The 22,593-nt window shown below is 38.5% G+C and carries 19 protein-coding genes; 12 read left to right on the forward strand and 7 right to left on the reverse strand.

Going from position 1 to position 22,593, the window contains the following annotated elements:
- Positions 1–89: 89 nt before the first annotated feature.
- Positions 90–2,795, reverse strand: coding sequence for a bifunctional acetaldehyde-CoA/alcohol dehydrogenase (adhE, locus tag PR725_RS06590; RefSeq protein ID WP_109913226.1), 2,706 nt, complete (start codon positions 2,793–2,795; stop codon positions 90–92).
- Between the two features lie 482 nt (positions 2,796–3,277).
- Here adhE and PR725_RS06595 point away from each other — a divergent pair, with 482 nt between their 5' ends.
- The 7 genes from PR725_RS06595 to oppF all read left to right on the forward strand — a co-directional run bounded on the left by PR725_RS06595 (position 3,278) and on the right by oppF (position 11,709).
- Positions 3,278–3,922 (forward strand): YchE family NAAT transporter, encoded by a 645-nt coding sequence (locus tag PR725_RS06595; protein ID WP_004254112.1) that lies wholly within the window; start codon positions 3,278–3,280, stop codon positions 3,920–3,922.
- A 527-nt stretch (positions 3,923–4,449) separates the two neighbouring features.
- Positions 4,450–6,063 (forward strand): ABC transporter substrate-binding protein, encoded by a 1,614-nt coding sequence (locus PR725_RS06600; RefSeq protein WP_109913225.1) that lies wholly within the window; start codon positions 4,450–4,452, stop codon positions 6,061–6,063.
- A gap of 92 nt (positions 6,064–6,155) precedes the next feature.
- Positions 6,156–7,796 carry an oligopeptide ABC transporter substrate-binding protein OppA gene (gene oppA, locus PR725_RS06605; RefSeq protein WP_109913230.1) on the forward strand — a complete coding sequence of 547 codons (1,641 nt, stop codon included), beginning with the start codon at positions 6,156–6,158 and terminating at the stop codon, positions 7,794–7,796.
- Between the two features lie 71 nt (positions 7,797–7,867).
- Positions 7,868–8,788 (forward strand): oligopeptide ABC transporter permease OppB, encoded by a 921-nt coding sequence (oppB, locus tag PR725_RS06610; protein WP_004254116.1) that lies wholly within the window; start codon positions 7,868–7,870, stop codon positions 8,786–8,788.
- Positions 8,789–8,802: 14 nt separating this feature from the next.
- Positions 8,803–9,711, forward strand: a complete 909-nt coding sequence (gene oppC, locus PR725_RS06615) for an oligopeptide ABC transporter permease OppC (RefSeq protein ID WP_004911132.1) — start codon at positions 8,803–8,805, stop codon at positions 9,709–9,711.
- Positions 9,712–9,721: 10 nt separating this feature from the next.
- Positions 9,722–10,711: an ABC transporter ATP-binding protein gene (locus PR725_RS06620; protein WP_004911130.1), complete on the forward strand. Its 990-nt coding sequence runs from the start codon at positions 9,722–9,724 to the stop codon at positions 10,709–10,711.
- Positions 10,708–11,709 (forward strand): murein tripeptide/oligopeptide ABC transporter ATP binding protein OppF, encoded by a 1,002-nt coding sequence (gene oppF / locus PR725_RS06625; RefSeq protein WP_110731958.1) that lies wholly within the window; start codon positions 10,708–10,710, stop codon positions 11,707–11,709. The genes PR725_RS06620 and oppF overlap by 4 nt, the downstream gene beginning before the upstream one ends.
- Before the next feature lie 79 nt (positions 11,710–11,788).
- On the opposite strand, the gene PR725_RS06630 is transcribed toward oppF, so the two are convergent.
- Positions 11,789–12,121: an HI1450 family dsDNA-mimic protein gene (locus tag PR725_RS06630; RefSeq protein ID WP_004911124.1), complete on the reverse strand. Its 333-nt coding sequence runs from the start codon at positions 12,119–12,121 to the stop codon at positions 11,789–11,791.
- Positions 12,122–12,143: 22 nt separating this feature from the next.
- The gene (gene cls / locus PR725_RS06635; RefSeq protein WP_117162234.1) at positions 12,144–13,604 is read right to left on the reverse strand and encodes a cardiolipin synthase; all 1,461 of its coding nucleotides are present in this window, start codon (positions 13,602–13,604) and stop codon (positions 12,144–12,146) included.
- A 289-nt stretch (positions 13,605–13,893) separates the two neighbouring features.
- On the opposite strand from cls, the gene PR725_RS06640 reads away from it, so the two are divergent.
- Both PR725_RS06640 and PR725_RS06645 read left to right on the forward strand, forming a co-directional pair.
- Positions 13,894–14,067 carry a YciY family protein gene (locus PR725_RS06640; RefSeq protein WP_004254127.1) on the forward strand — a complete coding sequence of 58 codons (174 nt, stop codon included), beginning with the start codon at positions 13,894–13,896 and terminating at the stop codon, positions 14,065–14,067.
- Between the two features lie 126 nt (positions 14,068–14,193).
- Positions 14,194–14,913 carry a TonB family protein gene (locus PR725_RS06645; protein ID WP_004911122.1) on the forward strand — a complete coding sequence of 240 codons (720 nt, stop codon included), beginning with the start codon at positions 14,194–14,196 and terminating at the stop codon, positions 14,911–14,913.
- An 86-nt stretch (positions 14,914–14,999) separates the two neighbouring features.
- Here PR725_RS06645 and yciA read toward each other — a convergent pair whose 3' ends face one another.
- A complete protein-coding gene (gene yciA / locus PR725_RS06650; RefSeq protein WP_004911119.1) occupies positions 15,000–15,428 on the reverse strand; it encodes an acyl-CoA thioester hydrolase YciA in 429 nt (142 codons plus the stop codon).
- 289 nt (positions 15,429–15,717) lie between these two features.
- Between yciA and PR725_RS06655 the strand changes: the two genes are divergently transcribed.
- The gene (locus PR725_RS06655; RefSeq protein WP_004911118.1) at positions 15,718–15,915 is read left to right on the forward strand and encodes a YqaE/Pmp3 family membrane protein; all 198 of its coding nucleotides are present in this window, start codon (positions 15,718–15,720) and stop codon (positions 15,913–15,915) included.
- A 59-nt stretch (positions 15,916–15,974) separates the two neighbouring features.
- Here the strand turns inward: PR725_RS06655 and PR725_RS06660 are convergent, their stop codons facing one another.
- Positions 15,975–16,532, reverse strand: a complete 558-nt coding sequence (locus PR725_RS06660; RefSeq protein ID WP_109913220.1) for a septation protein A — start codon at positions 16,530–16,532, stop codon at positions 15,975–15,977.
- 225 nt (positions 16,533–16,757) lie between these two features.
- On the opposite strand from PR725_RS06660, the gene PR725_RS06665 reads away from it, so the two are divergent.
- Positions 16,758–18,560 (forward strand): SulP family inorganic anion transporter, encoded by a 1,803-nt coding sequence (locus tag PR725_RS06665; RefSeq protein ID WP_004911111.1) that lies wholly within the window; start codon positions 16,758–16,760, stop codon positions 18,558–18,560.
- A gap of 104 nt (positions 18,561–18,664) precedes the next feature.
- Here the strand turns inward: PR725_RS06665 and PR725_RS06670 are convergent, their stop codons facing one another.
- Entirely contained in the window at positions 18,665–19,417 is a 753-nt protein-coding gene (locus tag PR725_RS06670; protein WP_272568211.1) for a YciC family protein, read from the reverse strand.
- A 404-nt stretch (positions 19,418–19,821) separates the two neighbouring features.
- Here PR725_RS06670 and ompW point away from each other — a divergent pair, with 404 nt between their 5' ends.
- On the forward strand, positions 19,822–20,457 hold the full coding sequence (ompW, locus tag PR725_RS06675; protein ID WP_109913218.1) for an outer membrane protein OmpW: 636 nt from the start codon (positions 19,822–19,824) through the stop codon (positions 20,455–20,457).
- A gap of 343 nt (positions 20,458–20,800) precedes the next feature.
- Here the strand turns inward: ompW and PR725_RS06680 are convergent, their stop codons facing one another.
- A complete protein-coding gene (locus PR725_RS06680) occupies positions 20,801–22,477 on the reverse strand; it encodes a ShlB/FhaC/HecB family hemolysin secretion/activation protein (RefSeq protein ID WP_240105213.1) in 1,677 nt (558 codons plus the stop codon).
- Positions 22,478–22,593 lie beyond the last annotated feature (116 nt).

A 22,593-nucleotide genomic window follows, 5' to 3' on the forward strand; every position in this document is an offset into this window, starting at 1 on the left:
ATGTATTCTTGCTGTCATCCATTTCAAATAGTGAAACAAAAGGCACTACAATAATTGTAGTGCCTTTATTTTAAATAATGTTTAACACATTATTTCTTAGCGTTTTTCTTTTCTACTTCTTTTTTTACGGCTGTTTTTTTCTGAGGCGCTTTTTTTTCCTCTTTATCAATCACAGGCGTATCTTGATGCTCAACAAACTCACGACCATAATAAGAATCCAGTAATAACTGTTTAATTTCAGAGATTAAAGGATAGCGGGGGTTTGCTCCTGTACATTGGTCATCAAATGCATCTTCAGAAAGTTTATCTACACGGGCTAAGAAGTCGGCTTCAGTTACACCAGTCTCACGAATAGATTTAGGAATGCCTAAATCAGCTTTCATTTCCTCCAACCATGCGAGTAATTTTTCAATTTTCTCAGCAGTCCGATCTCCAACTTTAGTAAGCCCTAAATGATCTGCAATTTCTGCATATTGGCGACGTGCATGAGGTCGATCGTATTGGCTAAACGCAGTTTGTTTTGTTGGGTTATCATTAGCATTAAAACGGATAACATTACAAATTAATAATGCGTTCGCAAGGCCATGAGGAATATGGAACTCTGAACCAAGTTTGTGAGCCATTGAGTGACAGACACCTAAGAATGCGTTTGCAAATGCAATACCCGCAAGTGTTGCTCCGTTATGTACACGTTCTCTTGCAACAGGGTTTTTAGCGCCTTCGTGGTAACTGGCTGGTAAATAATCTTTTAATAAACTCAGGGCTTTAAGTGCTTGTCCGTCAGTAAATTCATTTGCTAAAACAGAAACATAAGCTTCCAATGCATGGGTGACAGCATCTAAACCACCAAAAGCCGTTAACGATTTAGGCATATTCATGACTAAGTTCGCGTCAACAATTGCCATATTTGGTGTTAATGCATAATCCGCTAATGGATATTTTTGGCCTGTTTTATCATCAGTCACTACCGCAAATGGAGTCACTTCTGAACCCGTACCGGAGGTCGTTGTGATAGCAACTAATTTAGCCTTAACGCCCATTTTAGGGAAACGGTGGATACGTTTACGTATATCCATGAAACGTAATGCTAATTCCTCAAAATGAGTTTCGGGGTGTTCATACATAACCCACATAATTTTAGCCGCATCCATTGGTGAACCACCACCTAATGCAATAATGACATCAGGTTGGAATGCTTGCATTTGTGCTGCACCTTTACGAACAACCGTTAATGTCGGGTCTGCCTCAACTTCAAAGAAAACATCAGTTTCAATCTGATGTTTTTTGAGAACGCTAACGACTTCATCAACATAACCATTATTGAATAGATAGCCATCGGTTACGATAAAGGCGCGTTTTGCACCGTCAGTTGCAATCTCTTCAAGGGCGATAGGTAGACAACCACGGCGGAAGTAGATTGAGTTCGGAAGTTTATGCCACAACATATTTTCAGCTCTCTTCGCCACAGTTTTGGTATTGATAAGGTGTTTTGGACCGACGTTTTCAGAGATGGAGTTACCCCCCCAAGAACCGCAACCTAGTGTAAGAGAAGGCGCTAATTTAAAGTTGTACAGGTCACCAATACCGCCTTGTGACGCTGGCGTATTGATTAAAATACGCGCAGTTTTCATTTTTTGGCCAAAATAGTTAACTCGCTCATGTTGGTTATCTTGGTCAGTATATAGGCAAGAGGTATGGCCAATTCCCCCCATTTCAACTAATTGTTCTGCTTTTGCAACGGCATCTTCAAAATTCTTACCACGATACATGGCTAATAATGGAGACAGTTTTTCATGGGCGAACGGTTCTGACTCATCAATAGTTTTTACTTCACCAATTAAGATTTTAGTTGTTTTTGGCACGCTAATACCGGCCATTTCGGCAATTTTATAAGCAGGTTGACCAACAATGGCGGCGTTTAGGTTGCCATTTTTTAAGATGATATCTTGAACTGCTTTGAGTTCTTTTCCTTGTAGCAGGTAGCCACCATGGCTGGAAAAACGCTCGCGAACTTGGTTGTAGATTTCATCCACGACTACAACGGATTGTTCAGATGCACAAATAACCCCGTTGTCGAATGTTTTTGACATCAGAATAGACGCGACAGCACGTTTAATATCTGCCGTTTCATCAATCACCACAGGGGTGTTACCCGCACCAACTCCGATAGCGGGTTTACCTGAGCTATAAGCGGCTTTCACCATGCCTGGTCCACCTGTCGCTAAAATCAGGTTAATATCAGGATGGTGCATTAAGGCATTGGATAACTCAACAGAAGGGGAGTCAATCCAGCCAATAATGTCTTTTGGTGCACCCGCTGCAATAGCAGCATCCAGCACGATTTGTGCTGCACGGTTAGTAGCAATTTTGGCGCGAGGGTGCGGAGAAAAAATAATAGCGTTACGTGTTTTTAAGCTAATGAGTGATTTAAAAATTGCGGTTGAAGTCGGGTTAGTTGTTGGCACAATACCACAGATAATACCAATCGGCTCAGCTATCGTAATTGTCCCAAATGTTGGGTCTTCAGATAGCGTACCACAGGTTTTTTCGTCTTTATAAGCATTGTAGATATACTCTGAAGCAAAGTGGTTTTTGATCACTTTATCTTCAACAATGCCCATTCCAGATTCTTCGACAGCAAGTTTTGCTAGGGGGATACGTGCGTCAGCAGCAGCGAGGGCAGCGGCTCTAAAGATTTCATCAACTTTTTCTTGGGAGAAAGTTGCGAATTCACGTTGAGCTTTTTTGACACGAGCAACGAGTTCATTGAGTTCGGTAACGTTAGTTACGGACATATAGATTACTCCTGATAAATGTTAAACTTTTTAAGCCAATGAGCAATGCATCTATAGAACGAAGAAATGCTTAAAGATGAAAGTATAGATGTAATCTATAATAACGCTGCTCATCATCGCTTATTGGCTTAAAAACCTTATTCAATATTGAGTTAATATCCTAATTAGCTCTGTCTATCAGTTAAGAGTAGATTAACAAAACGGTAATTAAATAAAGTGATCTAAATCACGAAAATGCTAAGCTGACTCCTTTCAGCACGTGTATTTATGCACAAGTTGAATAAATGTTGTTCATCTATTACTTAATTTAATATTATCAAAACAATTCGTGCGGATAATCTATGTCTATCTAACTAAATATTAAATAAATTTAGCAAGTTAAAGAAAATATTGTTTTACTCAAGGAAATTAATAACATCGGTGGTAAAATTATGAAAGGTATCAATGAATCTCTAAAGAGAATTGCTTAAGGAAATGAATGGGTGAGTAGCGCATTACTTGATTTATCGGGTTATATTAAATTTTTTATTGGTTTATTTGCACTTGTAAACCCAGTTGGCATATTACCTGTGTTTATTAGTATGACAAACTATCAAAGTAATGCTGGGCGAAATAAGACTAACACCATTGCAAATACCTCAGTTGCGATCATTTTATGTACATCATTATTAATTGGTGACTCAATACTGCAATTATTTGGTATTTCAATTGATTCCTTCCGTATTGCTGGGGGGATTTTGATCGTCACAATCGCGATGTCAATGATTAGCGGTAAAATTGGTGAAGACAAACAGAACAAGCAAGAAAAAACGGAAACTGCGGTTAGGGATAGCATTGGTGTTGTACCTTTAGCTTTACCTCTAATGGCGGGGCCTGGTGCAATAAGCTCTTGTATTGTATGGTCATCTCGTTGGCATGGTTGGCAAAACTTTTTAGGCTTAGCGTTGACGAGTATCGCTTTTGCCTTTTGTTGTTGGTTATTATTTCGTTCAGCGTCTTTATTGGTTCGTTACTTAGGTCAAACAGGGATCAACGTAGTGACTCGTATCATGGGGTTATTACTGATGTCGCTGGGAATAGAGTTTATTGTGACGGGTGTTAAGGCCATATTCCCAGGCCTATTGTAATCTCATTTCTTTTTATGGCTGCAAATCGGCCCTATTGCAGCCATACCCACTGCTAATTTACCTCGTATTACACATATCAGTTTTGCTATTCAGATAGCATATTTCCCTTTTCTTTAATTGGCTGGCTAAAATTTTAGCTATCAATAATCACGTCTAAAAAAATGATGCCTGTAATTATATGTGGCATTTATTGCTAAAACAGGGATAAAAAGTAAGGAATTGTGAGCTATGTAAATTTATTCACTATTCTAATTGGCGTTTGTTAATGATATGTTTGGAAATGTGCTTGGGGGCTATCTTATAGTATATAACCAATATTTTATTAAATCATTGTAATATAAGTGAATTATAATTATGCCACCTGTTTTTTTAAAACTTACTTAAAATTTTTAACTAACTAATGTTAATTAATTGTTTTAATTATTTGAGTTCATTAAGTGGATTGCCCATAAGGAAATAGCGGTACTAGGGCTTAAATATTAGCATAAAGAAGGTTGCTAGTGAGGTTATAGCACCATCAATGAATCATGAGGGATAGGATGTTCAAATCAACACTTGGTTTTGGTGTACTCTCTTTATTATTTGTTACGTTACAGGCAAGTGCCACAGAAAAAGTAAAACAGGTTATTACAATTAACAATGGCTCAGAAGTGACTTCACTTGACCCCCACAAAGTGGAAGGGGTGCCAGAAAGCAATGTGATATTAAACTTATTAGAAGGTCTAGTATATACCGATGTAGACGGTAAATCGGTTCCTGGTGTTGCTAAGAGTTGGAGTAATGAAAATTTCACCACGTGGATTTTTACTTTACGAGATGATGCAAAGTGGAGTGATGGTTCGCCAGTAACCGCTGAAGATTTTGTGTATAGCTGGCAACGCTTGTCTGACCCAAATACCGGCTCGCCTTACTCTAGTTACTTACAAAATGCATATATTTTAAATGCAGATGCAATTTTAGCAGGGAAAATGCCAGCAACAGCGCTGGGAGTGAAGGCGCTTGACCCGCAACATTTACAAGTAACGCTTAGCCACCCTGTGCCTTATTTTGTAGATATGCTTTCCCATACATCTATGAAACCCGTGAATAAATCTGCAATTCAACGACATGGCGATAAATGGACCCAGCCTCAAAATTTTATTGGGAACGGGGCATACGTATTGGATAACTGGGTGGTAAATGAACGTATTGTTGTCAAAAGAAATCCATTTTACTGGGATAACCAGAATAGCCGTATTGAGCAAGCGACCTTTTTAGCGATTAGTTCCGAAGTGAGCGATATTAATCGTTATCGTAGTGGTGAAATTGACATATCTAATTCTGCAATCCCACCTGTTTTATATAAAAAAATGCAGCAAGAAAGGCCTAATGAGTTATATGTTCGGCCTTATTTGTGTACGTTCTATTACGAAATTAATAATCAAAAAGCGCCGTTTAATGACCCGAGGGTGCGTGAAGCTATAAAACTAGGGTTAGATAGAGAAACAATCACTAACAAAATTATTGCGCAAGGGCAAAAAGTCGCTTATGGCTTTACGCCAACCTTTATTAATAATGGCAATTTTACATTACCTAATTGGGCAAATTTATCGGCGGAGCAACGTTACCAACGAGCAAAAGATTTGCTTTCACAGGCCGGTTATAACAAAGAAAACCCATTGAAATTTGCATTACTGTACAACACTTCAGATCAAAATAAGCAGCAAGCTATTGTTGCGGCATCCATGTGGCAGAAAAATATTGGCGCACAAGTTACGTTGCAAAACCAAGAATGGAAAACATCATTACAAAGTCGTCATGAAGGAAACTACGATGTTGCTAGGGCGACATGGTGTGCAGATTACAACGAACCAACCGCCTTTTTGAACATGATGCTGTCTCAAAACAGTAATAATACCTCTTTTTATAATAATCCGGACTTTGATGCCTTACTTGAGAAAGCGTTAATTGCACCAGATGCTTCATCTCGTCATGCGATATACCAACAAGCGGAAGCTTTGCTAGACAAGGATTCGGCTATTGTTCCTGTTTATTATCGTGTCAGTGCTCGAATGATAAAACCGAGTGTTAGTGGATTTAAAGGTAATGACCCTCTTGATTATACGGATATTAAACGGTTATATATAAATGAACCTAATTAATAATATCTAAATAATTATAAAAAGTGTTCATCTCGTAGGTGAACATGCATCAACACACAATCATAATAATATATATGGGAGTAACCGATAAGATGAGTAAATCAATCAATAAATCGATTATTGCACTTAGCGTAATGGCTGGGTTAGCAATGGGCTCTATAGCAACAAGTTTTGCTGCAACGGTTCCTGCTGGTGTTGAACTGGCAGAAAAACAGGTAATGGTTCGTAATAATGGTTCAGAACCTCAATCTTTGGACCCACATAAAATTGAAGGGGTGCCTGAATCCGCTTTAGCGAGAGATCTTTTCGAAGGGATCACTATAGTGGGGCCTGATGGTGAAATTTTACCTGGTTCGGCAACCAGCTGGGAAAATAAAAATTTTACAGAGTGGACATTTAAAATTCGTGATGGCGCTAAGTGGTCTAATGGTGACCCTGTCACGGCAGAGGATTTTGTGTATAGTTGGCGACGATTGGCTGACCCTGATACCGCATCGCCTTATGCAAGTTATTTGCAATATGCTCACATCCAGAATATTGACGATGTTATTGCGGGTAAGAAAAAGCCGGAAGAACTTGGTATTAAAGCCCTTGATGATAAAACCCTAGTTATTACACTGAGTGAAGCCGTCCCTTATATTCCTAAATTATTAGCGCACTCATCTATGTCGCCAGTCAATAAAAAAGTCATTGAACAACATGGCGCTAAATGGACGCAGCCACAGAATTTTGTGGGGAATGGGGCATATAAATTAAAAGATTGGACGGTAAACGAGCGCATTGTATTAGAACGTAGCCCAAGCTATTGGGATAATGCGAATACGGTTATTGATCAAGTTACATTTTTACCTATTTCTTCAGAAGTCACTGATGTTAACCGCTATCGAAGTGGTGAAATTGATATGACATACAGTAACTTACCTATCGAGCAGTTTAAAAGCTTACAACAAAATATGCCGAATGAGTTACGTGTAAACCCGTATCTCTGTATTTACTATTATGAAATTAATAATGAAAAACCGCCGTTTAATGACCCTCGTGTTCGTGAAGCGTTAAAGCTATCTATGGATAGAGATACGATTACATATAAGGTCAAAGCGCAAGGGGATATTCCTGCATATGGTTTCACACCACCATTTACCAGCGGTATGAAAACAGAAAAACCGGATTGGTATGCGAATATGACCCAAGAGCAGCGTAATGAAAAAGCGAAACAGTTGCTAGAAGAAGCGGGATATAACAAAGCCAACCCATTAAAATTCAATCTATTGTATAATACTTCAGACTTACATAAGCGTATTGCCATCGCAGCTTCTTCTATGTGGAAGAAAAATATTGGCGCGCAAGTGAAACTAGAGAACCAAGAGTGGAAAACCTTCTTAGATAGCCGACATCAAGGTAACTATGATGTCGCGCGTGCAGGCTGGTGTGCCGACTACAACGAGCCTTCTTCCTTCCTGAATATGTTACTTTCCTACAGCAGTAATAATACGGTTCATTATAAAAATACAGATTTTGATGCGGTGATGAAAAAAACATTGCAAGTCAAAACAGATGATGAACGTGCAGAACTCTATCAACAAGCCGAAAAATTACTCGATAAAGACTCCGGTATTGTTCCTCTTTACTACTATGTTAACACGCGTTTAGTGAAACCTTATGTCGGTGGTTATAGTGGCAAAGACCCATTAGATAACCTGCATACAAAAGATTTATACATTATTAAACACTAATACAGTTGCTCTGGCTCCATTTATTGGAGCCAGATATTCGCCTATTTAGGCAATAGAAGTAGGAAAGAGCGATGTTGAAATTTATTTTTCGTCGGTTGTTAGAAGCCATCCCGACTCTTTTGGTTTTGATTACCATTTCATTTTTTATGATGCGATTAGCCCCAGGGAGTCCGTTCACTGGCGAGCGGAAATTGCCACCGGAAGTGATGGCAAATATTGAAGCTAAATATCATTTAAATGACCCAATGTATAAGCAGTATTTTAATTATTTAATTCAGCTTTCCAAAGGTGACTTTGGTCCATCATTTAAATACAAGGATTACAGTGTTAATGATTTAGTTGCTAAAGCATTTCCGGTCTCAGCAAAATTAGGGGCAACGGCATTTATTGTTGCTGTTTTGTTTGGGGTATCCGCAGGGGTGATAGCCGCACTAAACCAAAATACCAAATGGGACTTTACAGTCATGGGGTTTGCCATGACGGGAGTTGTTATCCCAAGCTTTGTTGTCGCACCGTTATTGGTGCTGATTTTTGCCATTCATTTGAAATGGTTTCCTGGCGGTGGTTGGGATGGAGGAAACCTAAAACATATGGTGCTCCCCATGGTTGCGCTTTCATTAGCTTATATCGCCAGTATTTCCCGTATTACACGTGGTTCGATGATCGAAATTATGCATTCTAATTTTATTCGTACTGCTCGAGCAAAAGGGTTACCGCTAAGAACTATCATTTTACGCCATGCACTCAAACCAGCGTTGCTTCCCGTACTCTCATACATGGGGCCCGCCTTTGTGGGGATTATTACCGGGTCAATGGTAATTGAAACTATTTTTGGGTTACCAGGGATCGGCCAACTCTTTGTTAATGGTGCACTTAATCGTGATTATTCACTGGTATTGAGCTTAACGATTTTAGTTGGGGTACTGACAATTACATTTAATGCAATTGTCGATGTTTTGTATGCAGTTATTGACCCTAAAATTCGTTACTAAGTCGGAGAAACACGATGCTATCGAATCAAAAAAATAGTGAAGCTCTGGCGAATTTTTCAGAGCAGCTCGATATTGAAGGGCGCAGTTTATGGCAAGACGCAAGGCGCCGTTTTATGCACAACCGTGCGGCAATTTTCAGCTTATGTGTCTTATTTTTAATTACTTTGTTTGTCATTTTTGCTCCCATGTTATCGCCGTTTTTGTACGATGATACCGACTGGGAAATGATGTCAATGCCACCTGATATGGCAACTGGACATTATTTTGGCACAGATGCTTCAGGCCGAGATCTATTAGTGCGTGTCGCGATTGGTGGGCGTATTTCCTTAATGGTGGGCGTTGCAGCTGCGCTAGTTGCCGTGGTGGTAGGAACTTTATATGGTTCATTAGCTGGCTATGTGGGTGGAAAAGTGGATTCCATCATGATGAGGATATTAGAAATTTTAAACTCCTTCCCATTTATGTTTTTTGTGATCCTCTTAGTGACCTTGTTTGGTACCAATATCTTACTGATCTTTGTGGCCATTGGGATGGTGTCGTGGTTGGATATGGCGCGTATTGTTCGCGGGCAAACACTCGGATTAAAGCGCAAAGAATTCATTGAGGCGGCATTGGTTTGTGGCGTTAGTACACGACAGATTATTTTACGTCATATTGTTCCTAACGTTTTAGGTGTCGTCGTGGTGTATGCCTCATTATTAGTTCCAAGTATGATTTTGTTTGAATCATTCTTAAGCTTTTTAGGTTTAGGCACACAAGAGCCATTAAGTAGTTGGGGGGCTTTATTAAGTGATGGAGCTAACTCAATGGAGGTCACACCATGGTTGCTACTGATCCCCGCAGGTTTCTTAGTCATTACGTTATTTTGTTTTAACTTCATCGGTGACGGGCTGCGTGACGCGCTCGACCCGAAAGATCGCTAGAGGGAATAATATGTCAAATAACCCAATGAAAAGCCCTCTGTTATCCGTGAAAGATCTCAGCGTGACATTTGCGACCCAAGATGGTGACGTTACCGCCGTAAATAAATTGAACTTTGAATTAAGTGCGGGGGAAACGCTAGGAATTGTTGGTGAATCCGGTTCAGGAAAATCACAAACAGCTTTTGCTCTGATGGGCTTGCTTGCCAAAAATGGCAAGATTAATGGCTCTGCTATATTTAACGGCCGTGAGATCTTGAATTTAAGAGAAAAAGAATTAAATCGGATGCGAGCGGAAGAAATTTCAATGATCTTCCAAGACCCAATGACATCATTGAATCCTTATTTGAAAATTGGTACACAGCTGTCAGAAGTTCTCATGTTACATAAAGGCATGAGTAAAAGGGAGGCTTTCGAAGAATCAGTTCGTATGTTAGATGCAGTTAAAATGCCTGAAGCACGTAAGCGGATGAATATGTATCCACATGAATTTTCAGGAGGAATGAGACAACGAGTCATGATTGCAATGGCATTATTGTGCCAACCCAAGTTGTTAATTGCTGACGAACCTACGACGGCACTTGATGTGACAGTGCAAGCGCAAATTATGACTTTGCTCAATGAGTTAAAACACGAGTTTGATACTGCGATTATTTTGATTACTCACGACCTTGGGGTCGTCGCTGGGGTATGTGATAAAGTTCTCGTAATGTATGCGGGACGCACGATGGAGTATGGTACCGCTAAGGATATTTTTTATCAGCCATCTCATCCATATTCACTTGGCTTGTTAGCTGCCGTTCCTCGCCTTGATGGGGATGACGAGAGTTTAGCGACCATTCCAGGTAACCCGCCTAATTTACTACGTTTACCTAAAGGGTGCCCATTTTCACCTCGTTGCCAATACGCCGTTCAGCAATGTGTTGAACAAGAACCTGCATTAACCACTTTTGGTCAAACGCGGTTACGTGCCTGCTTTAAACCGCTGGAGGAGTTGGTATGAGTACCCATGAAAATAGACCAGTATTGTTAGAAGTGAATGATCTTAAAGTCCATTTTGAGATTAGAGACAAAAAACAGTGGTTTTGGCAGCCAAACAAAAGCCTCAAAGCTGTCGACGGCGTTACACTGCGTTTATATGAAGGTGAAACATTAGGCGTGGTTGGGGAGTCGGGGTGTGGAAAATCTACTTTTGCTCGAGCGCTCATTGGGTTAGTGAAAGCGACTGATGGTACTGTAAGTTGGCTTGGGCAGAACTTATTAGGTAAAACCGCTAAAGAGTGGCGCAGTGTTCGCAGTGATATCCAAATGATTTTCCAAGATCCATTGGCTTCTCTTAATCCGCGAATGACCATTGGTGATATTATTGCCGAACCATTAAAAACATATCATCCTAAAATGCCGCCATCACAAATCACAGAAAAAGTGAAAAAAATGATGATGCGGGTTGGTTTATTACCAAACTTAATTAACCGTTATCCCCATGAATTTTCCGGAGGGCAATGTCAGCGTATTGGTATCGCAAGGGCATTGATTTTGGAACCTAAATTGGTAATTTGCGATGAGCCCGTTTCTGCATTAGATGTGTCAATTCAAGCGCAAGTTGTTAATTTATTGCAAGAATTACAACGTGAAATGAAATTATCTCTCATATTTATCGCACACGATTTGGCGGTTGTTAAGCATATTTCTGACCGCGTGTTAGTGATGTATTTGGGGCATGCCGTGGAGCTTGGTACCTATGATGAGGTATATAATAACCCACTACACCCTTATACACGCGCATTGATGTCAGCGGTGCCAGTTCCTGATCCCGATAAAGAAAAAAATAAGGTGATAGAGCTTTTAGAAGGTGAATTGCCATCGCCAATTAATCCGCCTTCAGGCTGTGTATTTAGAACCCGTTGCCCATTAGCCGATGACGAGTGCGCAAAAACTAGGCCATTATTAGAAGGGAGTTTCAAACATGCGGTGTCTTGTTTGAAAATTGACCCTCTTTAGTTTGTTATAGATGCCCAACAAATTAAAAACAGAGCCAAGTGCTCTGTTTTTTTATCGAATAATCTGAATAGTGATATTCCTATTTTTTCCACAGAATATGGTGAAACGGTTTAGAAGGGTGGCGGCTAATTAATATGCGAGCAAAGATATCTTCTAGCTCGGCATCAGGGGTTTGAGCTAACCCGATAACCACTTCACTAAACTGCGCTAATTCAATGTTATTATTAATAATATCTTGCCAGTTATGACTAAAGGGGACAATTTCTGCAGCACCTAACTCTTCGAACTGCAAAGCAAAAATTAACTGGTCAGCGGGTTCTAAATTATCCATTGCCCCTTCAAGAAAAAGGTCATAAGCGATTTCAATGATGTCATCTTCATCGATTAACGGTGTGTTTTGTATTTCAGTCATGACCTTTCCTAATAAACTAAATTTATAACAATGGACTAAAGAAGTAACAAATGCGTTCAACGACACGGTTCCAGAAAGGGCGTTGTTCCCACTCTTCGATTTCTAAACGTGTTGACCGCGCAATATAATCATACTGAACTAACGTGAGATCGCTACCAAAACTTTTATCGTCAATGACCACGGTGATTTCAAAATTGAGCCATAAACTGCGCATATCAAGATTGACTGAGCCAACTAGGCTGAGCTCGCCATCAACTAATACACTCTTGGTGTGCAATAAGCCATCTTCGAATTGGTAAATCTTAACACCGGCAGCTAATAATTCACTGTAAAATGAACGGCTTGCCCAGCGGACAAGGAATGAGTCATTCTGCCTTGGCATAATAATACTGACATCAACACCCCGCATTGCTGCCGTGCAAATTGCATGTAAAAGGTCATCGCTAGGCACAAAATAAGGAGTCGTCATGATCAGTTGTTTGCGTGCAGAAAACATGGCGGTCATCAGCGATTGTTGAATCAACTCATCAGGGAAGCCAGGGCCGGAGGCGATAATTTGTGTTGTATGCCCATTCGCTTGTTCAAAAGGCATAATATTACTATCAGGCGGTGGTGGAAGTACGCGTTGGCCAGTTTCCATCTCCCAGTCAAAAGCATACACAATACCTAACGTGGTACTCACTGGGCCTTCCATACGCACTAAAATGTCAACCCATTCACCAACCCCTGAATCTTGTTTAAAATAACGAGGGTCAACCATATTCATACTACCTGTATATGAAATATAGTTATCGATAACGACTATTTTACGATGTTGACGTAAATCCATTCGACGCAGGAAGAAACGCATCAAATTAACTTTTAGTGATTCTATAAACTCAATGCCTGCAGCACGCATTTTTTCGGGATAATCACTACGGAAAAAGTGCCAACTTCCTGCAGAGTCCACCATAATACGGCATTTAACACCTCGTTTTGCAGCGTTGAGTAATGCTTCGGTAACTCCGTCAACTAAACCACCCGGTTGCCAAATATAGAAGACCATTTCAATTGAGTGCTGAGCATTATTGATATCATTGACTATCGCTTTTAATGAATCTTCACAAGTGGTTAAAAGTTGAATCCTATTACCTTTAACCCCAGCAATGCCTTGGCGTTTTTCAACTAATTGAAATAATGGCTCAGCGACGGGGCTGTTATCAGTGGCAAAGATATGTTTTGAATTTCGTAGATTTTCTAACCATGTTGCGACAGAAGGCCACATATCATGAGCTTTATCAACTCGACGTTTACCGAGGTGAAGTTCACCGAAGGCGACATACGCAATAATACCGACTAATGGCAGGATATAAATGATCAGGAGCCATGTCATGGCTGAGGTGACCGGCCTTCTTTTGACTAAGATGCGGACTGTAATTGCTGCAATAATTAGCCAATATAGGAAGAACAAAAGCCAACTCATAAGTGTATAGACGGTTGCCATAACGGGTCAGATGCCTCACTGATAAGAAAAAAGGTTCAAAAAAAGATAGTTTAGCTAAAAAAACTATTAGTAAAATATCAACTTAATAGAATTTAGCAAAATTCTGCAGTAAAAGCTTCGTGAAATAGAGTAATTCGTAAGGAAAAAATGATTGTGTAAGGTGATATTATTGTTGTGAAATTAAATATTGTACTCTAAGCGTATATAAAAAGTTCCTCTTGGTTCTTTTTTTCAAAGGAATATAATATTTTTTTCTAATAATTTTTAGACGATTAAAGGACACAATTAAATGAGACGTAGTAGGCATGAAGTAGGGCGTTGGCGTATGTTAAGACAATCCCTACGCCGCCGCAGACGCTGGCTAGAAGGGCATTCAAGGCGAAACATGCGCATCTATGCAATGCGTAAAATTGATATTTACCATCGTCGACATTCCCTGCTTTTTACCCAATGGATTGAGTAAGGTTATTACAGCGCGCACTCACATTTTTCACTTTGTATGACAAACCTTATTGAATATGATTGCTATTTGCATTTAAACTATCAGTCATATTCTTTTTGGTAGACAGGTGTAGGGTAGAAATTGCATATGCGTTGGATGCGTTGGACTTTAATTATCGTCATTTCATTATCTATTCATGCAGGCCTTGCAATGGCATGGATTTTTAATCAACCTAATTTGGCTAGAGATCCTGAGCCATTGACGATTGCTATGGTTGCTTTTGCTGCCCCTGAACCTGCTTCTGAACCTGTTGAGCAGGTTGAAACACCGGTAGAGCCAGAACCTGAACCCGTTATTGAGCCAGAGCCTGAACCGGTGGTTGAACCCGTTATTGCATTACCTAAGAAAAAACCTGAGGTGAAGAAAAAACCTAAGCCAAAACAGGAAGAAAAGAAAAAGATTAAAGAAGATGTTAAGCCGGTTGAAAAGCAATTGGCTATGAATAACCTAAAATCAGATGTTACTGCACCGAAAACGAATAACAACCCAATAAAGACAGCTAACAATACTGGGGCAAGTAATAGTCAATCAACCAAAAAGGGTGGCCCTAGGGCTCTGCATAAACAAGCTCCTTCCTATCCTGAACGCGCACGTCGCTTAGGTAAAGAAGGGTATGTGAAGGTTCGTTATGATATTGATGATGGTGGGCGAGTGACAAATATTGAATTTGTTGAAGCTTCACCTAAAGGGTTATTCGAGCGCGATGTTAAACGGGCTATGAACCGTTGGACTTTTGAAAAGCAACCTGCAAAAGGCTATGTGACCGAAATTTATTTCAAATTGGATGGAACCGTAAGCCAAGTATAAGTGTTCTTTTCTTGCAAAATAAAAAAGCACCTTTAATTAATGAGGTGCTTTTTGTTTTATTTATATTTTAAGATAGGTATTAAAGTTTAGTCTGCGTGTTGCTCAGAACTGGCTAATTGAAAATGCTGCTTTTCTTTGGGTAATGAACGAGAGGTACTATCGTCATTAACGGCAACATAGGTAAATACAGCATCAGTTGCACGATAGCGGTGGCCAACGGGCTCGGTTGCTACTTTTTTTACCCAAACTTCAATATTAATTGTAATTGAGCTTTTCCCTGTTTTTAGGCAGCGTGCGTAGCAACAAACAACATCACCGACGGCAACAGGCTTTTGAAATTTAATCCCATTTACCGCTACAGTAACTACTCGTCCTAGCGCAATTTCTTTCGCTAATATAGCCCCACCTATATCCATTTGTGACATCAGCCAGCCACCAAAAATATCACCATTCGCATTAGTATCTGCGGGCATGGCTAATGTACGTAAAACCAACTCACCGTTCGGCAATTGCATATCAGACTCTTATTAAAAGGGTTATTACTTTTGATTTTGCATTTATAGCAAATTACATAGGTAATAGTAAACCTGAACCTCGTAGTTATTGATTGATAATGACTATTTGAGTGAATTGCTGCAAAAATAAGACAAATATGATATCTATTATTAATAAACGGCTTCTAAATATGATAAAAAGCTCAACTTTTGCAAAGAAAAAGCAAGAAGTGTTTTTTATATTTAGTCAACTGATTGAATTAGCTATACTCAGTAATATGAATATTATTGATTAATTTAGAGGTATGAAATGAGATTGTTATTGGCAATATTATTACCTTGGTTGCAATTTTTTACGATAGGGCGCCCCTTTGCTGGGATTATTTGCTTAATTTTGCAGATCACGTTGATTGGTTGGTTACCAGCCGCCATTTGGTCGGTATATGCACTATCACAGTACAATACAGATAAAAAAATTGAAAAAGCATTTGGTGACAAGCGCTATTAACATATAAAAAAAACTGCTAAGCGAGATGCAATTAGCAGGTTTTTAACTCTATTTATAAATTATTCTTCGTGTTTTTCTACAGGCTCTTTAACCATATTTTTAAAAATATAGACCACACTCAGTACTGTAAATATTAATGTTCCTGCTGTTAGACCAAAGACTTTGAAGTTAACCCAGATATCTTGAGCCATCCAGAAAGCAACATAAATATTCAGAAGTGCACAGAAAATAAAGAAAATAGCCCATGCACTATTAAGTTTATTCCAATAACTATCTGCAAGTTTTATTTCTTGGTTACTGCCTAACATGCGCTGAATGAGTGGTTTTTCAGTAAACCATTGGCTAAAGAGTAATGCACCAGCAAATGCAGCATAGATAATAGTGACTTTCCATTTAATGAATGCATCACTATGGAAAATAAGAGTTAAAGCCGCAAAACCCATTACGATTGCACAGGTAATTTTTGCAACTTTTTCAACTTTCTTATAAATAAGATAAGTTGCTAATAACGCTAAAGGAGTGGTCACCATTAATGCGCCACTCGCATAGAAAATATCGTATCTTTTATAGACAATAAAAAAGATTATCAAAGGAATAAAATCAATAAGTTGTTTCATAACAGTGAATACAGCGCCTCAACGTAAAGATAATGGAGTAGTTTAACCGATTTTGGCTTTAATTGTTAAAAGTTTGCACCTTTTTACCAATAAACATGCTTTGTTACCAATCATATTTGCACTATTTTACGATTATTTGACTTACTTCTAGATAAACTTTATTAGTTCGGATATATATAGTATATAAAATAATTTAACTTGCTAATTTATAGGTACTTTTCCCCGATGATAAAGGCAAAGCTATTTGTCTGGATGCCAGGTTTAAAAACGTTATTTAACTATCAACGTTCAGATTTAGGTTCTGATGTTAAAGCTGGCCTATCTGTCGCTGCTGTTGCCTTGCCCGTTGCTATTGCCTATGCTGAGTTAATGGGTGTGAATGCAATTGTCGGGTTATACTCGTGTATTTTACCGATGTTTTTTTATGCATTGTTTGGTACGTCTAAACAATTGATTATCGGTCCTGATGCCGCTACATGTGCTGTAATTGCAGCCGCAGTCGCACCTCTTGCCATGGGGGATGAAACTGTTCGTTGGCAGCTGATTATTGTCATGAGTTTTATGACTGGGGTTTGGTGTTTGATTGCAGCAAAATTTCGCTTAGGGACCTTTGCCGATTTTTTATCCAGACCGATATTACAGGGCTTATTAAATGGGGTTGCTCTCACTATTATCGTCAGCCAAATTAGTAAAGTATTTGGTATCAGTACGTTACCTTCAGGGTTTATTGAACGCTTAATAGCATTACCATTAGCGTTAGTGGAAACACATATTCCGACATTATTAGTTGCCATTGCAACATTGGTCATTACTCTATTGATTAAGCGAGTGCGTAGCAAGTGGCCATCGCTATTAATTGCAATGGTGTTGGCCACAGCAGCAAGTATCCTATTTAATCTCGAACAATATGGAATTAGTACGGTTGGGGATTTAGGTGAAGGGCTTCCGTATATCCCAATGCCTGATTTTCCACCTGGCTTACTTCGAGACCTTGTCATTCCATCATTAAACTTGTCTGTGATCAGTTTTGTTAGCTTTATGATGACGGCTCGTAGTTTTGCGAGCAAGAACGGTTATACCGTTGATGCAGACCAAGAACTAAAAGCGTTAGGTATGGCAAATATTGCTTCTGCTTTTGGTCAGGGTTTTGCTGTTAGTGCTGCGAGTAGCCGTACTGCGGTGAATGATATGATGGGGGGGAAAACGCAATTAGTTTCCCTTGTTGCCGCAATAACCATCTTAGCGGTTTTACTTTTTTCTATGAATTTATTGGAATATATCCCAATGCCTGCTTTAGGGATAGTTTTGATTATTTCAACGTATTCATTACTCAGTTTTCGCAGTATTTTATCAATGCGAAAACGCAATAGAGAAGCTTTTTTCTTATGTATTTTCACGCTATGTGCAGTGCTGGTGGTTGGTTTGATTAGTGGTGTAGGCTTAGCTGTTCTATTAGGTTTGTTGCAGTTTATCCGAATTATATTTAGACCTACAGATCAACTACTAGGCGTTGATGAACATGGTATGTTGCACTCGATGACATCAGAAAATGATATTCAAGAAGTTGATGGCGTCCTGATTTATCGTTTCAATTCTCCGCTTACCTATTTCAATGTGAATTACTTTAAAGAACGTTTAAATAAACATTTAGATAATCAACGGAAGAGGCCTGCTTGGGTGATTGTGGATGCTGCCGTCAGCTTCACACACAATGATGTGAGCGTATTTTCCACGTTAAATGATATTGTGACATCTTTGAAGGCGAAAGGGGTAACTTTAGTATTAGCAGGGCGCAGAACGTCGCTTAATCGTTGGCTAGAACAAAATAAAATCAATCGTTCAGATGATGACTTATTAGTGGTACCGGATATCTATTTTGCAATCCGTTTAATTCAAAGTAAGCAACAAATTCAAATGAAATGCGTTGAAGAAAGAAAAGCACAAGAGTGCCAAAAAGATTTCGGTATATTGGAACATGATTGTGAAAGTCGAATTACACCGATGGATATTCGCTCAGATAATGCTTAAAAAATAATGTAAATAAAAAGGTATCTTTCGATACTTGAAGTTGTTGCCAAAGCGGGATAAAGCGTTGTTTTCCCGCTTTGGGTTATCAGCTGAAAATCAATAAATCAATTTTTAGTGATTAGCATATATAAACGATAAAAGTAAATTAAAGCGAATGCCGCTACAACATTATTGAGTAAAAAAGAGATGCCATTAATAACAATATGATTCATATTAAGGTTACCCAATAGAAGACTAATAAGTATTTGAGCCGCCATCCAAATTAAAATCATCGGTAAGGCAACACGCCAATTCGCATAAGCCATTTTCCAGCTTTTTCCCATCGCACTGAAAGGGTTGGTACGTTCTGTTATTAAAATCGCTGGTGCTAAGGAAAAACCAATGGCTAAGACAATACCAGGTAGAACCATAATTGTGATACCTAACTGGATAAGCAGAGAACAGACGACCAATAGAAGGAACATAGAAGGTGCTTTGTTCAGTGATGATGTTATTGCCTGTAGCCCTGTCATATCTTCACCGCGAGACATACCAGAGATATAGGACAATGTACCACAAATAAGGAACAAACTTCCAAAAGTGACGGAGAGGATCAACCCGAAAGAAACACGCAAAATACTACTTTTATCTTCTTCAGATAGACCTAAAATCCAGTCTTGTAACCCCGAATTACCAGATTCAATCATCTGGCTTTGTGCTTGTGCCAGAACACCTATCATCTGTTCACTTGGGATCATCACCGCATAGATAACGAGGCTCACTACGGTGGCTAAAAGCACGATGGTGAAGAGGCCACTCAATTGATTTTTAAAGAAATTGATACTATCACTAATGAGTGAGTTGGCCGAAATGGACATGACACTGCTCCTATCTACAAACGGGATCAAAAATTTATGCCAATTGTAACCGAGTATCACGCCTAGAGGTAGAGAAAGATAATAAAATTCGGGAGGTTAAGACAAATATAATGGACATAATGATTGAATTTAATTAGCCAAAGAAATGAAACTATATAAGTTGTATTTTTAATATATGTTTAAGTTTCGAAATAAATATATATATTTCGAAATCAAATTTTTATTTTGTTAGTTATCTTCCAAAAATTGATTTAAATCAAAATTTAAAAAATAATAAATGAAATAATAAATCCATATTTATTGGTTTACCTCTAAATTAGTAAAAGATGTGATCTTGATTTGAACATCAATTTAAATAATAAGGTATATTTTCCTAAAATAAAAACACAGGAATGGGATTGATAATGAAAAAACTCACTGCGCTTGTATTAGCTGCTGCAACTTTAGCTCCAGCAGTTTCTATTGCTCATGAAGCTGGCGACTTTATTTTCCGTACAGGTACTGCAACGGTACGCCCAAATGCAGGTTCTGAAAATGTATTAGGTTTAGGTTCATTTGATGTTAATAACAATACTCAATTAGGTTTAACGTTTGGGTATATGATCACTGATAATATCGGTGTGGAATTATTAGCAGCAACTCCGTTTGAACACAAAGTTGGCGTAGGGCCTTTAGGTACAATTGCAACTGTTAAACATTTACCACCAACTTTAATGGCGCAATATTACTTTGGTAGTAAAGAAGATAAATTACGCCCTTATTTAGGTGCAGGTGTTAACTATACCTTCTTCTTTGATGAGAAATTTAACTCAACAGGGAAAGGTGCGGGCTTATCAGACCTTGATTTATCAAGCTCTTGGGGCTTTGCAGCGCAAGCTGGTATGGATTACATGCTAACTGATAACTGGATGTTAAACGCCTCTGTTTGGTGGATGAATATTGAAACGGATGTGAAATTTAAAGCGGGTAATGACACACACAAAATCGATACTCGTTTAGACCCATTTGTATTTATGTTTGGTGCGGGTTACCGTTTCTAAGAATTTGATAGGAAGCAATACAGGTAATACCTGAATTCTGATGGATTAGAGTGAAGTGGAAATCCGAGAATATTCGTATTCTCGGATTTTTCAATTTCTATTAACTATAAACATATAATTAACAACAAAACAACAAAGTAGTAACGCAAAGGGTGACGTTGGTTTAATAGATTAATTGGGGTTATAGCGTGATAATAAAATAAATACATTTATTGTTTATCTTATTTTATTAAGATAAATAAGATTAAATAACAGAATATCGGTATTATCTATATGAAAATAAAAAGCCGAATATAAGGGCGATATTCGGCTTTAAGCTGTAATCAAATTTTAAGATATGAATTTACCAAAACCATTGCACATTTAACCCCGCATTGACGCTACTGGTTTCATATTCATCAGGTTTATAAAGTGGTGCACCTAAAAATAAGTCATAGCTGAATATATTAACATTACCTCTCATACCAATAGCCGTTCCTAATAGTTGGTCATCAGAATAGAGACCTAGCGGATAAATACCTCCAAGTATTCGGCCATAGTCAAGTGCGTAGTATGGATAAAAGGAAAAGCCAGGAATATAAAAGTTAAACTCATTTCGCAAGTAAAAACCCTTATCACCGATCAGTGAAAACTCTTCATCGAAACCATGAACAGTCCAACGGTTACCTAACGAAAATTGATCTTGAATAGTTAAGCGGTCGCGTGAATATTGTACAAACAGTTGTGGGTTATAACTCATAATAAAATTGTCAAATGAGAAGGGGAACATTCCCGAAATATCGGCAGTATAAACACGGCTCATTGTGCTGACATCACCATATTTCATATCCCAACTTTCTTCGGCACCAAACCAAGGTACGTTACGTTGATGGTATAATGATGCATCAATGGTAGAATTGTTGATATTTTGACGATGGCTAATACCCAGTTTAAGACTGGTAAGGTCTCGTTGTTGGGAAAGTAGGCTGACATCCTCTAACTTATATTTTGATTTTCTTTTAATCAATTGGATTGACGCTGTATCTTTAAACGTTTGGCCGCGCAAAAAAACATTACTGGCCGTAGCGTTATAATATTTACTGTCACCATAATATTTATAGCTAAGTACAGAGTCATTAATAGTTTGTTTATAGTCACTTTTACTTGCGTACAATGAGAAAAGCCAATAATTATAGGGAACAGCATAATAAATAGAAGCATTACTGGTGCTGTTTCGTGCTTGGTTTTTTGCATTTTTTCCGGCGGAGACATATAAGGTATCGTTTAAGCTCGTTAGGTTATTCGCATACAGAGTTACTCCAACTTGGTCTTTACCCGTTTGGCGACTTCCAGAGTTATTGTAATATCCTCCTAGATTAAAGTGAGATGACTTTTCTCGTTGTATGGAAATATCTGAGGTGGAAAATTCTTTACCTGGTGCGAGTTCAATATTCACCTTCGCACCAGGGATCCGTTCAAGGTTTTCTAGGCCTTGTTCAATGTCACGAATATTTAGAATATCTCCTTCTTTAGCGGGCATAATTGCCCCTAAAGTAATATAAGTATCGCTGCCTTCGGCAAGTTTAACATTCGCAACTTTACCTGGAATAATTTGGAGCATTAAAGTCCCTTCACTGATGTTTTGTTCTGGAATATTAACGCGTGTTGTGACGTAACCTGATTTAATTATTTTATCTTGTAAGCCTTTTGCTAAGGTTTCAACTCCATTGATACCGATACATACTCCGACAACTTGGCTTGCATAAGCTTCTAAAGGTCTCATTGAGGGGAGTTTAGGTTCTGAAAGTAAGACTACTTGTTTCATTTCAAAACAATCTTTCTCATCATCAAAAATTAAAATATTATTTGAGGGTTCTCTGGTTTTACCTAAGGCATCTTTAGCTTCAAGTTGAGTCTGTTGTTGGCGAGAGCGATCTTGGCTAGCTTGATTATTGATTTGTTGGTCAATAATTTGTGCGGTATTAGCTGATACAGCTAAAGGTAATAGCGTTGACAATAAAAAAATAAATCGAAAATTCATGTGCACCACATTAATTTTTAAAAATATTAAAGTTATTTTTATGTTAGGAAATATAATAAAGAAAATTGCTAATGAACAATGTTTTATCAGAACTATCTTATTAACTTGCCATCAGG

The organism is Providencia sp. PROV255 (assembly GCF_028478065.1).
In the GTDB taxonomy this organism is placed as follows: Bacteria; Pseudomonadota; Gammaproteobacteria; order Enterobacterales; family Enterobacteriaceae; genus Providencia; species Providencia rettgeri.

Excerpts from the sequence above, each read along its gene's own strand:
- adhE (WP_109913226.1), bottom strand. The coding sequence starts at position 2,795 with ATGTCCGTAACTAACGTTACCGAACTCAATGAACTCGTTGCTCGTGTC.
- PR725_RS06600 (WP_109913225.1), top strand. The coding sequence starts at position 4,450 with ATGAGGGATAGGATGTTCAAATCAACACTTGGTTTTGGTGTACTCTCT.
- oppA (WP_109913230.1), top strand. The coding sequence starts at position 6,156 with ATGAGTAAATCAATCAATAAATCGATTATTGCACTTAGCGTAATGGCT.
- oppB (WP_004254116.1), top strand. The coding sequence starts at position 7,868 with ATGTTGAAATTTATTTTTCGTCGGTTGTTAGAAGCCATCCCGACTCTT.
- oppC (WP_004911132.1), top strand. The coding sequence starts at position 8,803 with ATGCTATCGAATCAAAAAAATAGTGAAGCTCTGGCGAATTTTTCAGAG.
- PR725_RS06620 (WP_004911130.1), top strand. The coding sequence starts at position 9,722 with ATGTCAAATAACCCAATGAAAAGCCCTCTGTTATCCGTGAAAGATCTC.
- oppF (WP_110731958.1), top strand. The coding sequence starts at position 10,708 with ATGAGTACCCATGAAAATAGACCAGTATTGTTAGAAGTGAATGATCTT.
- PR725_RS06630 (WP_004911124.1), bottom strand. The coding sequence starts at position 12,121 with ATGACTGAAATACAAAACACACCGTTAATCGATGAAGATGACATCATT.
- cls (WP_117162234.1), bottom strand. The coding sequence starts at position 13,604 with ATGGCAACCGTCTATACACTTATGAGTTGGCTTTTGTTCTTCCTATAT.
- PR725_RS06640 (WP_004254127.1), top strand. The coding sequence starts at position 13,894 with ATGAGACGTAGTAGGCATGAAGTAGGGCGTTGGCGTATGTTAAGACAA.
- PR725_RS06645 (WP_004911122.1), top strand. The coding sequence starts at position 14,194 with ATGCGTTGGATGCGTTGGACTTTAATTATCGTCATTTCATTATCTATT.
- yciA (WP_004911119.1), bottom strand. The coding sequence starts at position 15,428 with ATGCAATTGCCGAACGGTGAGTTGGTTTTACGTACATTAGCCATGCCC.
- PR725_RS06655 (WP_004911118.1), top strand. The coding sequence starts at position 15,718 with ATGAGATTGTTATTGGCAATATTATTACCTTGGTTGCAATTTTTTACG.
- PR725_RS06660 (WP_109913220.1), bottom strand. The coding sequence starts at position 16,532 with ATGAAACAACTTATTGATTTTATTCCTTTGATAATCTTTTTTATTGTC.
- PR725_RS06665 (WP_004911111.1), top strand. The coding sequence starts at position 16,758 with ATGATAAAGGCAAAGCTATTTGTCTGGATGCCAGGTTTAAAAACGTTA.
- PR725_RS06670 (WP_272568211.1), bottom strand. The coding sequence starts at position 19,417 with ATGTCCATTTCGGCCAACTCACTCATTAGTGATAGTATCAATTTCTTT.
- ompW (WP_109913218.1), top strand. The coding sequence starts at position 19,822 with ATGAAAAAACTCACTGCGCTTGTATTAGCTGCTGCAACTTTAGCTCCA.
- PR725_RS06680 (WP_240105213.1), bottom strand. The coding sequence starts at position 22,477 with ATGAATTTTCGATTTATTTTTTTATTGTCAACGCTATTACCTTTAGCT.